Origin of the sequence: Dyella humicola (assembly GCF_026283945.1) — a bacterium.
Taxonomy (GTDB): domain Bacteria; phylum Pseudomonadota; class Gammaproteobacteria; order Xanthomonadales; family Rhodanobacteraceae; genus Dyella; species Dyella humicola.
The window spans coordinates 2,048,238-2,061,807 of sequence record NZ_JAPDPC010000001.1; the positions used below are offsets into that span (position 1 = coordinate 2,048,238).

At 64.6% G+C, this 13,570-nt stretch carries 11 protein-coding genes; 6 read left to right on the forward strand and 5 right to left on the reverse strand.

The window, feature by feature from the left end; translation table 11 throughout:
* Nucleotides 1–58: 58 nt before the first annotated feature.
* The 5 genes from OUZ30_RS09165 to OUZ30_RS09185 all read right to left on the reverse strand — a co-directional run bounded on the left by OUZ30_RS09165 (nucleotide 59) and on the right by OUZ30_RS09185 (nucleotide 2,894).
* Nucleotides 59–478, reverse strand: a complete 420-nt coding sequence (locus OUZ30_RS09165; protein ID WP_266181923.1) for a hypothetical protein — start codon at nucleotides 476–478, stop codon at nucleotides 59–61.
* A gap of 182 nt (nucleotides 479–660) precedes the next feature.
* Entirely contained in the window at nucleotides 661–1,080 is a 420-nt protein-coding gene (locus tag OUZ30_RS09170) for a DUF1801 domain-containing protein (protein WP_266181924.1), read from the reverse strand.
* A gap of 54 nt (nucleotides 1,081–1,134) precedes the next feature.
* Nucleotides 1,135–1,545 (reverse strand): VOC family protein, encoded by a 411-nt coding sequence (locus OUZ30_RS09175; protein WP_266181925.1) that lies wholly within the window; start codon nucleotides 1,543–1,545, stop codon nucleotides 1,135–1,137.
* 39 nt (nucleotides 1,546–1,584) lie between these two features.
* Nucleotides 1,585–2,034 carry a helix-turn-helix transcriptional regulator gene (locus OUZ30_RS09180; protein WP_266181926.1) on the reverse strand — a complete coding sequence of 150 codons (450 nt, stop codon included), beginning with the start codon at nucleotides 2,032–2,034 and terminating at the stop codon, nucleotides 1,585–1,587.
* Nucleotides 2,035–2,105: 71 nt separating this feature from the next.
* Nucleotides 2,106–2,894: a DoxX family protein gene (locus tag OUZ30_RS09185; protein ID WP_266181927.1), complete on the reverse strand. Its 789-nt coding sequence runs from the start codon at nucleotides 2,892–2,894 to the stop codon at nucleotides 2,106–2,108.
* Nucleotides 2,895–3,431: 537 nt separating this feature from the next.
* Between OUZ30_RS09185 and bcsB the strand changes: the two genes are divergently transcribed.
* Genes bcsB through bcsQ form a run of 6 tightly spaced genes read left to right on the forward strand, consistent with a single transcriptional unit; the run spans nucleotide 3,432 to nucleotide 13,498 of the window.
* Nucleotides 3,432–5,744, forward strand: a complete 2,313-nt coding sequence (bcsB, locus tag OUZ30_RS09190; protein ID WP_266181928.1) for a cellulose biosynthesis cyclic di-GMP-binding regulatory protein BcsB — start codon at nucleotides 3,432–3,434, stop codon at nucleotides 5,742–5,744.
* Nucleotides 5,745–5,771: 27 nt separating this feature from the next.
* Nucleotides 5,772–6,932, forward strand: coding sequence for a cellulose synthase complex periplasmic endoglucanase BcsZ (gene bcsZ / locus OUZ30_RS09195; RefSeq protein ID WP_266181929.1), 1,161 nt, complete (start codon nucleotides 5,772–5,774; stop codon nucleotides 6,930–6,932).
* Nucleotides 6,914–10,705, forward strand: coding sequence for a cellulose biosynthesis protein BcsC (locus OUZ30_RS09200; protein ID WP_266181930.1), 3,792 nt, complete (start codon nucleotides 6,914–6,916; stop codon nucleotides 10,703–10,705). The genes bcsZ and OUZ30_RS09200 overlap by 19 nt, the downstream gene beginning before the upstream one ends.
* A gap of 30 nt (nucleotides 10,706–10,735) precedes the next feature.
* Entirely contained in the window at nucleotides 10,736–12,484 is a 1,749-nt protein-coding gene (bcsE, locus tag OUZ30_RS09205; protein ID WP_266181931.1) for a cellulose biosynthesis protein BcsE, read from the forward strand.
* Between the two features lie 7 nt (nucleotides 12,485–12,491).
* Nucleotides 12,492–12,695, forward strand: a complete 204-nt coding sequence (locus tag OUZ30_RS09210) for a hypothetical protein (protein ID WP_266181932.1) — start codon at nucleotides 12,492–12,494, stop codon at nucleotides 12,693–12,695.
* Nucleotides 12,692–13,498: a cellulose biosynthesis protein BcsQ gene (gene bcsQ / locus OUZ30_RS09215; RefSeq protein ID WP_266181933.1), complete on the forward strand. Its 807-nt coding sequence runs from the start codon at nucleotides 12,692–12,694 to the stop codon at nucleotides 13,496–13,498. Before OUZ30_RS09210 ends, bcsQ begins: the two co-directional genes overlap by 4 nt.
* Nucleotides 13,499–13,570 lie beyond the last annotated feature (72 nt).

The following is a 13,570-nucleotide window of genomic DNA, read 5'->3' on the forward strand; positions in this document are numbered from 1 at the left end:
ACAAAACCGTACGGGCCATGCACGCAGGCATGACCGCCGAGTGGCTAGTGATCGAGGGCTAAATCAACAGCGAGCAGAACCGCAACGTGGGCGGTGGCTCGGGACGGCGCAGCGCAAAGTCCGGCAACGGCACTTGCTCAGGCGCATGCACGATCGTGCCTGCCAGCATGGGCGATGCCGGCGGCAGCAGGAGTGGCGGAACCGTTGGTACACGTGCGTCAGGCCTCGACGTCACGTGACTACTGCAGTGCTCGGTACACCGCGGATCTGGACTTGAATGGACGTGCTTGGATGCGGACGGCGCTTTTGAGGCCATGCCCATCGCGGCACATTCGCCGGTCAACGCCGCATCGACCGGCACCGCTGGTAGCGTGCAGACGTAACTCGCCATGGCCAGCTGCTGGAACAGCAGACAAAACAGCACCGTCCCTATCCAGAGGATGCGGCGACGACGACTTGGGTGGAAACGTCTGGACATGGCCGACGTACTATAGCCCAGCGGGATCAAGGTTTTATCAAGCGATTTGTATCGTTTTGTAGCAGGGTCAGGGCTGCTGACCTGATGGGCATGAAGCAGTAGTGCAAATCCAGATTCACATGGATTTGCACGTCTACTCTTTCCATTTGCCTTTCACAGTTGCGCGAAACCAGGTCATGGATTCACGCTGTTTTGCTTTTGCTCGCCTTGGCACGAGCACTCGCGGGCGCGTTCTTCTTCAACTTTGTCAGGTTGTATTCAATCGCAGCGTGGACAAGGTTTTTCAGCGCACGCTTGTTGATCTTGTCGCCCTCGAAGAAGTCAATCGCTCGCCATGTGCCGCCTTCGAGCCCCGCGTTGAACAGCTTGTCGGGATCTGCAAGCTGCGCGCCGTGGGAAAAGGTCAGCTTCACCTTTTCCTTGTGGGCATTACCGACTGCGATCATGCCATCGCGCTTCCACACCGGGCTTCCCATCCATTTCCACTCCTCGACGATGCCCTTGTCAGCGTCGAGGATGACCTTGCGGACCTCGGCGAGCGTCTTGCCGCGCCAGTCCGTGATGCCTGCGATCAACTGGTCAATGCGTTCCGATGCGTTCATGTCATCCTCCTCACTCTGTCGGCCCAATCGAATGGCGATGGATGAGTGCAAGACTCAGCGCAGCTGCTGGATGCGGATCATGTTGCCGGCGGGATCGCGGACGGCGCAGTCGCGGACGCCGTACGGTTGATCGGTCGGCTCCTGGACGATATCGGCGTCACTGGCCTGCAAGCGTTCGAAGGTCCCTGCGAGGTCTTTGGTGGCCAGGAGGATGATGCCGAACGTGCCCTTGGCCATCATCTCGGCGATGGTGCGGCGTTCGTCATCCGTGATGCCGGGGCTCGCTTCCGGCGGATACAGCACGATGGACGTGGCGGGCTGGCCCGCCGGGCCGACCGTGATCCAGCGCTTGCCACCGTAGCCGACGTCGCCACGGACTTCGAAGCCAAGGGTGTCCCGATAAAAGGCCAGTGCCGCGTCCGGGTCATTCTGCGGGAGGAAGCTAGAGTGAATGGTGATGTCCAAAGCAATCTCTCTCTCGATGGGTGGTGAGGTCCACGGCGATCAGTCTAGTTCCGGCTCGCGGGCGGGCGCTTCTCGATTCCTGATCGGTCGCGTCACCTGTCGCGCCAGGCACGACGGCATCCCCACGGTCGCCTGCGCCTCCTGGCGCCGATAGGCGCCGGGCGACAGGCCGACCAGCTCGGTGAAGCGCGTGGTGAAGGTGCCCAGCGAAGCGCAGCCCACCGTGAAGCAGACGTCGGTGACGCTGAGGTCGCCGCGACGCAGTAGCGCCATCGCCCGCTCGATGCGCCGCGTCATCAGATAGGAGTAGGGAGATTCGCCGTAAGCGAGCTTGAACTGGCGGCTGAGATGTCCTGCCGACATATGCGCGCCACGGGCCAGCGCCTCCACATCCAACGGCTGCGCGTACTCCCGGTCGATGCGGTCGCGAACGCGCCGCAATCGTGCAAGATCACGCAGTAGCTGTGTCGTGTCAGGTCTGCTGGTCATCGACTTGATCGTGTCACGTCGTACCGGAGCGCTCAAGCCGGTTGCCTTTTGCGTATACCGTGCAAGCCTCGTCAACGCTGGCGCGCGCCAACGGCGAGCCAGGGGCTGCCGCGATATGAATCGGCCACTACCCAGGCGCTGGCCGTGAGCGCCCAGGAGATGATGGTTTCGCTCCATTGGAAGGCATTGGCGCCAGCCGCCACGATGGGTATCCACACCAGCAGGGTGAAGATGCCCATCTGTAGTGCCGAGAGGGCGGCTGCCAGCCGTGCATACGCGCCGATGAGCATTGCCACGCCCGCCGCGATGAAAGTGCCGCCGAAGAAGTACGCCCAGGCCATGTGCCATGGCAGCCAACCCGGAACCAGCGCGGCGGTCTCGTGGGCATAGCGGAAATGGGCGAGGCCGAAGGGGATCATGGCGAGGCCGTAGAGGATTCTCGCGATGCGCAGACCCTTGTCGCCGGTGGCGAAACCGAGGCGCCGTCTATCCCAGTCAGCGGCGAACCACGCATACAGTACCCAGGCGCCCGCCACGACTACGGCCGTTTCACCGCAGCCCGACCAGGAGTCTTGCGACGTGGGCGAACGAACGATGGCGACCGCTCTGAACAGCAGCAGCCAGAGCACGAGCCACGCGAGCAGCGCGCGGGCAGCGGAGGCGGCGGTGCGCTGCCAGAGCAAGCCAAAGCCCGATGCGAGGGAGATGAAGGCGCAAAGATAGGCCAGGATGGCGCGTGCGGGTACATCCTTGGGCACCGGTGCCCATACCGGGGTGAAATCGCCTTTGATCAGGCCCAGGATGCCGAGGGCGATCATGGTTGCCGCAAAGACCGCCTGTCCCACGCTTGCGATGCGCATCACCGACTCCTCAAAAGCGCTAACGGCGGACCGTTCTCATGATTCTGCCACGGGTCTGGAAGGCTGGACTCGACGACGTCAGATCGTCGGCAAAGTCCCGCCAGCGGGGTTTGGCGCACGATTTACTCCCGACCCAAGGGCGGAACTACAGGTTCACGCGTGGCCAACGTAGGGAGGACGACAGTACAACGTGATTCACGCTTTCTTTATCACGGTTTCATTATTCGTCTTGGCCGGGCGACGATGCTTTGGGTCATGGCCGCGTGAACGTGCGAAGACGGTTTGGTGGCGTGCATCCGGATTTGTGTTGTCGCTGGTAGAGATGGATCGATACGCATAGCTGGGGCTTTGAGAGCTTGGGGTCGATGATGGGTTGCAGGTGCAGCTGACCCTGCTGCTGAGCGTGCTCAGGTAACGCGAAGCCTTGGCGTGCTCCGTTACAACCGTTCGTTGATAGGGCATGAGTTGGAGATGTCGAGCCCACGGAGCGGACCGTCGAGTCCGCGACGTTCCATCATTCATCCAAGGCAACACGTCATGTGGTTCTCTCATCGTGTTCGTCTACGCGTCCTGCTCTTGGGTTGTGCGTTGGCTTTCGGTGCTACTGCGCTGGCCGGCGGTAACCAGAACGGCGACAAGCCCGGCGCTGTGATCAAGGCACCCGTGTCAGCGGCTTCCAGCGCGCCCGCGCAAGCGAACAGCGAAATCGCTACGACGCCAGGCGCAGCGCCTGGTTACACCCGTCAGCTTTCCTTGAGCCAGATGGGTGCCTATGGCGCGATCAGGCTGCGCGGTACAGACCCGACCGGCACGTTGAATGTGTCGGTTCGCAACGACGAGGTGGTGACGGCGGCCAAGCTCACGCTGGTCTATACCTATTCGCCCGCGTTGATTTTCGAACTCTCGCACCTGAAGGTTTCCCTCAACGGGGAGATCGTCACCACGCTTGCGCTGGATAAGACCCTGGCCGGCCAGCCCGTGACCAAGGTGATCGATCTCGATCCGCGCTTGTTCACCGACTTCAATCGCATCGACGTGCAGATGATCGCGCACTACACGCTCGATCACTGCGAAGACCCGTACCACTCCTCGCTGTGGGCCAATATCAGCCCCGGCACGCAGCTGAGCCTCACCACGTCCCGGGTTAGCTTGCCCAACAATCTGGCGCTGCTGCCGGCGCCGTTCTTTGATCGTCGCGACAATCGACGTCTGACCGTGCCGTTTGTGCTGCCGGCCCACGTCGATGCGTCCACGCTGCGCGCCGCGGGTGTGGTGTCTTCGTGGCTTGGGGCGCTGGCGCAGTACCGCGGCGCGCGTTTTCCCGTATCGCAGGCGCCGCCGGCGGATGCCCATGCGATTGCCTTCGTCCTGCCGAACGCACAACCCGCGGGGATCAGCCTGGGCGAGATCAAAGGGCCCACCGTGATGGTGATGGTCAATCCTGCCAGTCCCGCTGACTCCGGCTTCAAGCTGCTGGTGATCGCGGGGCGCGATGCCAACGAATTGCAGTTGGCCGCCAATGCCCTGGTACTCGGTCAGGTGGGTATGTCGGGCAGCGCGGCCATCGTGAAGACCATTGATATGGGTCCGGCGCGTCGTCCTTACGACGCGCCCAACTGGGCGCCAGTGAACCGTCTGGTGTCATTCAAGGAGCTCGTTACCGATCCGCAGCAGCTGCAGGCGTCGGGTTTCAACCCACCCGCCATCCGCGTCGACATGCACCTGCCGCCCGATCTGTTTGCCTGGGCCCGCCATAGCGTGCTGCTGGACGTGCACTACCGATATACCGCGCCTTCGATATTCAACGACTCGATGCTCAACGTCGGCATCAACGATCAGCTGTTACGTTCGGTCCGCTTGCGGCCGGCGAGTCCTTCGGGTGTGGAGCGGCAGATCAACGTGCCGCTGCTATCGGGCTCGGAAGCGCGCGGCGAGGAGGAGGTTCGCGTGCCGGCGCTGCAGATTGGCGGCACCAACCAGTTCCAGTTCCAGTTCCATCTGGATTCGGAAAAGACCGGGCTGTGCGCCTCCGCCGCCAGCGACGGCGCGCGCGCCGCGGTCGATCCCGAATCCAGTATCGACTTCAGCCAGTTCGTGCATTACACGTCGATGCCGAACCTGGCTTTCTTCGCCAATAGCGGGTTCCCCTTCACGCGCATGGCCGATCTGGCTGATGCCGCCGTCGTGGTGCCCGACGCGCCGGACGCCAAGGAAATGGAAGCAGCGCTCACCATACTGGGGCAGATGGGACGCTGGAGTGGCCTGCCTGCGCTGCGCGTCACCATGGTGCCTGCCAGTGCAGTGGAGTCGGTACGCGATCGCGACTTGTTGATCATCGGCACGGGGTCGTCAGGAGAGCTGCTGGCGAAATGGGGCCAGGGCTTGCCGATGTTGATCGAGCGTAGCCGCAACGAGCTGGCATTGCGCGACCAGGCTGGCGTCAGCAGCCGCGTGATGAAGGCCCCAACGGGTCGCGCCGCCCTGATCGTCAATGGTCCCACCGCTGCGTTTGTGGGCTTTGAATCGCCTCTCGCCCGCGGCAAGAGCGTGGTGGCGCTGGCGGCCAGTTCGTCGGACCAGCTTGATCGCCTGCTCGATGCGCTGGGCGACGACACCAGCGTCAGCGACGTTCGTGGCGATCTCACCGTGGTGCGGGGAAAGATCGTCACCGGGCTGCGTGTGGGTGACACTTACTTCGTTGGCCATCTACCGTGGTATGCGTGGCTGTGGATACATATTTCCCGGTATCCCGCGCTGATGGCGCTCGCCGGCGTCCTGGCAGGCCTGTTCGTCGCACTTACCGTGTTCTGGGCCTTGGGTCGCATTGCCGCGCGTCGTCTCGACAGGTGATGCATGCGAGGCGCGCGGATTCAGCTGATGCGAGTGCTGCTGATGGCAGCGACGACGATCGCATCCGGTGGCGCGATGGCGGGCAGTTGCGCGTGGCCTGACTGGGAAAGTTTCAAGCAGACCACGATGAGCGATGACGGCCGCGTCATCGATAACAGCTCGCCGCAACAGATCACCGTGTCCGAAGGCCAGTCCTATGCGCTGTTCTTCGCGCTGGTGGCCAATGATCGTGCCACCTTCGACCGCGTGCTCAACTGGACCCAGAACAATCTGGCCCAGGGTGACCTGGCCACCCATTTGCCGGCGTGGATCTGGGGGCGCCGCGACGCGAAGGCCGACGCGGGCGCCAACCAGGACAAGACCCCTGTGCCGGCCTGGGGCGTCATCGACGCCAACCCGGCTTCCGACGCGGATCTGTGGATCGCCTATGCGTTGCTGGAAGCCGGACGGCTCTGGCATGAGCGCAGTTACACCGCCTTGGGCACGGTGCTTGCGCGCAACATCCTGGCCAAGGAGACGGCGGTGTTACCGAGCCTGGGGCGCACGCTGCTGCCTGGGCCGGTGGGTTTTCACCCGCAAGACAATGTGTGGCGACTGAACCCCAGTTACGTGCCCCTGCAAGTGGTGCGGCACTTGGCGACAGCGCTGCCACAGCAAGCGGAATGGAGCGCGGTGTTCGACAGTTCGGTGAGGCTGGTGACGGAAACCGCACCGCATGGCTTTTCACCGGACTGGGTGCTGTATCGCCGCGACCAGGGCTTTCTGCCGGACGAGGCCTCCAAGGCCGAGGGTGCTTACAACGCAATCCGTGTCTATTTGTGGGCGGGCATGCTCGCGCCTGATGCGCCATCACGCGCCGCGACGTTGAGTGCGTTTCGTCCGCTGGCGGATTTCGTGGCGGCCAACGGTTTTCCGCCGGAGCGCGTGGATACGCGGACCGGCACGGTGGGCAGCAATGCCGGCAATGCGGGCTTCTCCGCCGCCGTGGCGCCTTACCTGGCCGCGCTGGGCCGGAACGATCTGGCCCAGGCCCAGGTGCAGCGCGCCCGCGCGCACCAGGCAGCGCTGGGTTACTACAGCCAGGTGCTCGCCCTGTTTGGTCTCGGCTATCTCGATGGACTTTATCGTTTCGATGCAGATGGTTCGGTCAGCCCTGCCTGGACGACGACATGTTCCGCGTCGCACTAAGCGACCTGTGCATGCCGGTAGCGGCGCTGATGGTGGTCGTCAGCGCGCCGCTGTCCGCATGGGCGCAAACGGCGACACTGAGCCCCCCGATGAAGCAGCTGCTGGACTCCGCTCGCGTATGGCTGTCCAAGAACCGGCCCGACATGGCGCGTGGCATTGTCGAGAAGGCGCTGCTGATCGAACCCATGCAACCGGACGCGCTGGCCCTGCTGGGCGAGATCGAGCTGGCTTCGAACCGGCCCGCCGAAGCCGGCAAGGTATTGCAGAAGTTGCAGGCGTTTCATCCGAACCATCCGGCAACTCTGGAACTGGCCGACGCGTACCGTGTCGCCACCACCGACAAGATGGCCCTGGCGCAGGCGCGCCTGCTGGCGCGTTCGGGCAAGTCGGCGGAGGCCTGGGAAAGGATGCAGGCGCTGTTTCCCCACGGCGCGCCCCGTGGCGCGTTGGCCGACGATTACTACCGTGTGATGGCTGGTGCGCCGGGCGGGCGCGAGCGGGCACTCGCCGAATTGCGCACGCGCGTCGCCCAGGATCCCGATGATCTGGAGCTTGCCTTGACCCTGGCCAATCTGCTGACCGACCGCAGTGGTACGAGGATCGAAGGCCTGAGCATCATTTACCGGGTCTATCAGCGACAAGACAGCAACCGCGTGCGGGCGCTGGATCTGTGGCGACGCGCGCTGAACAGCGCCGGCGGTGACGACCCCGCCTACTATGTCTGGTACCAGCGCTACCTCAAGGAAGTGCCCGACGACACCAGCGCGAAAAACGCCCTGGCTGCCTTGGCCAAAAAGGGGGGGGCGGCCTATGTGCTGCCGCCCAACGGGACCCAGCCCACGGCTGTGACTTCGTCGGCGCCGAGTGTGCCATCAGCCACGGCGCGCCAGGGTGCAGCGGCGGGCAATCAGGGCCTGGTCCTGATGCGCGAGGGTCGCCATGACGAGGCGCGCGCCCAGTTTGCGCGTGCGCTGCAGCTCGATTCGGACAACGCCGGCAAATGGCGCAGCCTGATGGCGAGCAGCACGTTCTGGGGCACGCTGGCGAAGGCCAGGGCCGCGAATGCACAAGGACGTCCGGAACAAGGCGAAGCCTTGGCGCGCGAGGCGCTGCGCCAGCAACCCAACCAGGCGGATGCCAATGAAGTGCTGGCGACTTCGCTGATCGCGCAGGAGAAGTGGACACAGGCGGAGGCCGTGCTGCGCCCCTTGGTGGATGCACCGCAGCCCAACGTGGATGCGCTGGCGTTGCTGGCCAAGGTCCTGATCCAGACCCATCGCGCGGACGAAATCACCGCATTGATCGACCGCGCCGAGCAGCGTTACACCGGTTCGGGCGAAGGGATGGTCAAGCTCCGCGCACAGCTGCTGTCGATCCAGGCCGACCAGCTGATCGCCGAAGAAAAGCATGGCGCAGCGGTGTTGAAGCTAGAACAGGCCGTTCGCCTCACGCCGAAGGATGCGTGGCTGCGCTACACGCTGGCACGCCAGTACCGCGACCTGGATTTGCCAGCGCTGGGACGCTCGGTGATGGAGGACGGGCTGGCGCTCGCGCCCACGCCGGACATGCGCTATGCGACGGCGCTTTATCTCAACTCCCTGGACGACATCGATACCGCCAGCACGGTGCTGGCACAGGTGCCTGAAGCGGGCCGTTCCACCGGCATGCGCGAATTGGCCGCCAACCTTAAGGCGCAGCGTGAGCTGCGCGAGATACAGCCACTGGTGGCGCAAGGTCGTCGGCAGGAGGCAGGCCAGCGGCTCGACCGCCTTGCCGCTCAATCGCGCGATGATCCGCAAATGCTGGCCAGCGTGGCGCGCGCGTGGATCGCGCTGGACGAGCCGGACAAGGGCCTCAAGCTGGTGCGTGACTGGCTGGACGCGCATCCCGACGATCCGGCCATCAGCGTGCGCTTGCGTTATGGCGAGCTGCTGGTGGCAGCCAACCGCGACGACGCGCTGCCGGCGTGGATCGCCAACGCGCGTGCACGCCCTGGCGTAACCCAAGAACAGCAAGCGCAATTTGATGACCAGCTGCTGCGCTTGTCGCTACGCACGGCCGGTCGACAGATCGATGCGGGTGAACTGAAACAGGCGGCGCACACGCTGGATGCGGTGCCCGATGCGGGCAAGGCCGATCGGCGTTGGCTGCTGGCCCAGGCGGAGCTGCGCGAAGCCCGGCGCGATTACCGTGGCGCCGAGGCCGCTGCCCGCCAGGTGCTGGTGAACCACCCCGGCGATGTCGAAGCGCGCCTGACCATTGCCCGCATGCAAGCCCACATGGGACAGCGCAGGCAAGCCGAGGCGACGGTGCGCGAGGTACTGGCCGATACGCCGGCGGACGACGTGGATACGCGCCTGGCCGTGGCGCGTCGTTTCTCGGCGCTGGGACGACGCGACGAGGCACGTGCGGTGGTCGATCCGCTGCGGCAGCAGTATCCCGATCGTTCCGACGTCACCTTGCAGGCAGGACGGGTGGCGCAGGCCCAGGGCGACTTCAACGGCGCCGCCCGGCTTTACCGGACGGCGCTTGCGCAGGAACAGGGCGAGGGCGAAACGCCCAGTCCCGACGACGGCCTGACCTCGGCCGGGCGCGCGCTGCAAGGGCTGGACGACCGACGCCAGGGCCAGCTGGCCACCGGCGTGATCCAGTCCAACGAGTCCGGCAGCAGTGGCGTGTCGCGACTGGACGCCACGGAGATACCGATTTACCTGCGCATTCCCGACGGCTATACCGGGCACTACTTCTTCCACGTCGACGCGGTGCGACTGAACGCGGGCCGCCTGCCAGCCGACCAGTTCGACCCCGCCTACGAGTTCGGCCAGATCGCGGCGCTGGGCAATGTCGGCCTGGCGCCGGTGCAGGAGAACGACAAAGGCGTGGCCCTGGCCGCAGGCTACGAGTTCAATGGCGCCGACAACAGCTGGCGAGCCGATATCGGCACCACGCCGCTGGGCTTCACCGTCACCAACGTGCTGGGCGGCTTTTCGTACCGGCACGACTTCTACAGTTCGTCGTTGAGCGTGGACGTTTCCCGTCGCCCCGTGACCAGCAGCCTGGTGTCCTATGCCGGAGCGCGGGATCCCGCCTCAGGCGAGACCTGGGGTGGGGTCGTGCACACCGGTATCAGCGTGCGTGGCGCGCAGGACGTGGGCATCACCACCTTGTTTGCCTCGCTGGGATACGGACAATTGACGGGCCACCATGTCGAGGACAACCACGACTTCAAGCTGCGTACGGGCATCGACTGGCCCGTGCTGGTACGGCCCGACCAGCGCTTCAGCAGCGGCCTGGTGATCAATTATTGGCACTACGACAACAACCAGCATTTTTACACCTTTGGCAACGGCGGCTACTACAGTCCGCAGAAATACGTGTCCGTCTCGATTCCGCTTGACTGGAGCGGGCGCCACAAACGCTGGTCGTGGGAGCTGGAGGCGTCGCTGGGCAACTCCTGGACGCGCGAGGACGAATCGCCGTTCTTTCCCACGCGCTCCGATTTGCAGGCGCAAGCGGTGGCACGCATGGCGGCGGCGGACCTGGGTTCGCCGTACTTCGGCAACGGCACCGGTGGCGGTTTCAGTTACACCGTGGCGGCCGCGCTGGAATACCGAATCACGCCACAGTGGGTCATCGGTACGCGCCTGAAGCTGGATCGTTCACACGATTACGCACCCAACCTTGGCACGATCTATCTGCGTTATTTCTTCGACAGGCAGCGATTGCCGGTGCCATTCCCTCCCGATCCGGTGAAACCGTATTCCGCGTACTGACCGGCAGTCTTGCCTCTTGGGACGACCACTGTGACGAAGGTTTCTCAACCCGCTTTCGACCCGACCCGGCCGCGCCTCTCGCCAGCCATGCTACGGCTCAACCAGTCGCTGGCCATCGATGGGTTGCCGCCGTCGCTGGCCGCGCTGGCGACGGGATACGTCTATGCGGTGTACGCGAGTCGTTCAGCCGCTCGCGATGCCCTGTTCTGGAAGACCGCGGTGAACGCCTTGCTCATTCCGGTGAACGTGCTTTCCACGCGCTCGGCGGAGGACATCGCACTGGCGCTAAAGCAGCACGGCATGGATATCGACCACCCGAGCGCCCTGCACCCGCGCTCCAATGTGTGCTCCTTGCGAATGCCTGCCAACCGCGATGGCTGTGAGGTGCTGATCGAGGCGCTACAGGCCATGTCAGATCAATGCGCCACGCCGGCCACGCAGTTCCTGATCGAGGGCGCGGCGGCGTGCTTCGCGTGGCAGGATCGACCCACGCTGATCCGCCAGGGTGCGGCCCTGGCCGGCTGGTGCGCGCAAACCCGTCACAGCGTGCTGCTGGTCATGCTGCCGCCACTGGTGCGGGAAGGGGGCGGCTTCCTGCCGCTGACCGATTTCCAGATCCGCTTTGGCGGCGCGGCACAACTGCAGCAGGTGCAGGGCGAATATCGCTGGGAGGTGGCGTTTTGGCATGACAACCGCGGCGTGCTGACGGCCAGTGAATCGATTCCGCTGCGCTTTTCGCCCACCGATCATCGGCTGGTGGCGGTCGTCGATGAGACGAAGGAACGCATCGGCTTGCTGGCACCGGACGAAAACGTGGTGATGGTGTCGCGTGACGCTGTCCTGCATGAGCGGTCGGTGCCACGGCAGTGGAAGGTCCTGCCCGATAACGATGCCGTGGTGGTAGCCGCCACGCATGCGGTGGCCGCCACCGTGATCCTGCATTACGGCATCAAGGAAAACCTGGCCACTCTTGCGAAGCACGTGAACTTCCTGCGCAGGGAATGCGGCAAGGCGCTGAAGATTCTCGTTCGGGAAGACAACGTCAACATCCGCTACGAGCTGGTACTGACGAGCCTGGGGGCCAACGGCATCATTCCGCGCAGCACCTCTTCGGCGCAGATGGAGGTGATGGTGGAAGGGGCGCAGGGGCAACTGTTCTCGCGTCCCGTGCCGGACGACTACCGCGCCGTGCTCTCCGCAGCGATTGCCGATTCGACGACCGGCTATGTCCCTGCGCATCGTTTCGTTGAACTGGTGCGCGAGGCGGTGGAACGAAGTCGTCCCATTCGTCTGCCGAACGTGTTGCTGCAATTGCTGCTGGAGCCGGACGTGGCCGGCATCGATGCGGTCAAGGCCTGCCGGATGCGCCGCGCCGGGGACCTGTGCACCGCCAGTGGCGACAGCCTCTACGTGTTCTTGTTCGCCTGTCACGTCGACGATGCCGGCGAGGCCATCGGCAGGGTGTTCGAGCAGCCGTTGGCGGAACTGTTTCGCGGTGAATTGCGCGGTGGCGACCGCGACTCGATTCTCAGCGAGCTGGATACGCTGGAAAAAGACATCGCAGAACTGCCGCCGCCGGACTACTCCAGTCTTTTGGTGCCGACGGTGGCCAGTGCAACGGCGGCGGGAGACGTGACAACCAACGACGAGCCAGCAGCGCCGGCACCCGCAGGCCTTCCGCTGTGGAGCATGGCCGACATGGCCAGCAGGGAGTCGGTCAGCGCCGTCAACGTGTCGCCACCGCGGCTCGCCGCGCTGCCACTGAAGCTCCCGGGTTAGCGCCGCCATGGGCAACTTTTTTGGCTATTTCATCTGGGGACTGATCCTGGCCGCACCGCTGTGGTGGCTGGCATGGCGGCTGCACCTGGCGTACTGGGTGCCGCGCCTGCTTTCGTTGCTACGTCGTCGTTCGGTGCATTTGCCTCCGCAGCTGCAACCGTTGGTCCTGCTGGGCAAGCGGCAGCACGAGGATGAGGGGAGGCGCGCATGAGGACCATCGCCATCATTTCCCCGGTGGGCGGGGCGGGCCGCACCATGCTTACCGCTGCACTCGCTGGTCTATTGAAGGGGCGCAAGCACGCCGTGCTTGCGGTGGAATGCGATCCCGCCAACGTGCTGGCGTTGTATTGCGGCTTGCACGAACCGGCCCGGCAAGGGCTGGCTTCGTATCAGTCGACGCCTGCCGGCACCGTGGCACAGGCCGCCCTGGAGAGCGACGACGGCGTGCTGTGGCTGCCCTGGGGCGGTGCTCGTGGCGATGATGGCGGACCCGATCTCGACCAGAGCAAGGCCATGGCAACAACCTTGCAGGCACAGCCGTCATGGTTGCGCGGCCTGCTAAGTCGTGTGGACCTACCCGAACCAGGCATCGTCCTGGTGGATGCGGCGACGTGGCCTTCGGTCCATGCTGCCCAGGCCATCGATGCAGCCGACCTGGTGCTGGTGGTGGTACCGCCGCGGCCGCTGGCCTGCGCCACGCTGCCTCGCTTGCGTGCCGAGTTGAAGCGGCTTGGCAAGTCGGGCCTCTATGTTGCCAACGCGGTGTCGCCGGCGGCGCAGCTGCATATCGACATACTTGCCATGTTGCGCCATTCGCTGGGGGCAGAGCTGTCTGCGTATCGCATCCATGCGGACGCCGGTATTCCCGAGGCCCTGGCGCGCAACCAGAACTTTTATCTCAGCGCGCCGCATTCGCAGGCGGCGCATGACATGCAGGGCCTGGCGTCGTGGTTGTCATCCTGGGCAAGGCAAACGCTGGGTTCATACACTCACGCCGCCGGAGATAGGCCATGAGCGGGGCGGCGCCCGTGCGTGCAGTAGCACGCATCAAAGCGATGCTGGCGCAGCAGCTGGGTGTCGACGCGG

What these genes read in the sequence shown, in the direction of transcription:
- bcsQ (WP_266181933.1), top strand. Translation starts at nt 12,692, where the DNA reads ATGAGGACCATCGCCATCATTTCCCCGGTGGGCGGGGCGGGCCGCACC.
- OUZ30_RS09170 (WP_266181924.1), bottom strand. Translation starts at nt 1,080, where the DNA reads ATGAACGCATCGGAACGCATTGACCAGTTGATCGCAGGCATCACGGAC.
- OUZ30_RS09165 (WP_266181923.1), bottom strand. Translation starts at nt 478, where the DNA reads ATGTCCAGACGTTTCCACCCAAGTCGTCGTCGCCGCATCCTCTGGATA.
- OUZ30_RS09180 (WP_266181926.1), bottom strand. Translation starts at nt 2,034, where the DNA reads ATGACCAGCAGACCTGACACGACACAGCTACTGCGTGATCTTGCACGA.
- OUZ30_RS09200 (WP_266181930.1), top strand. Translation starts at nt 6,914, where the DNA reads ATGTTCCGCGTCGCACTAAGCGACCTGTGCATGCCGGTAGCGGCGCTG.
- OUZ30_RS09210 (WP_266181932.1), top strand. Translation starts at nt 12,492, where the DNA reads ATGGGCAACTTTTTTGGCTATTTCATCTGGGGACTGATCCTGGCCGCA.
- OUZ30_RS09185 (WP_266181927.1), bottom strand. Translation starts at nt 2,894, where the DNA reads ATGCGCATCGCAAGCGTGGGACAGGCGGTCTTTGCGGCAACCATGATC.
- bcsB (WP_266181928.1), top strand. Translation starts at nt 3,432, where the DNA reads ATGTGGTTCTCTCATCGTGTTCGTCTACGCGTCCTGCTCTTGGGTTGT.
- bcsZ (WP_266181929.1), top strand. Translation starts at nt 5,772, where the DNA reads ATGCGAGTGCTGCTGATGGCAGCGACGACGATCGCATCCGGTGGCGCG.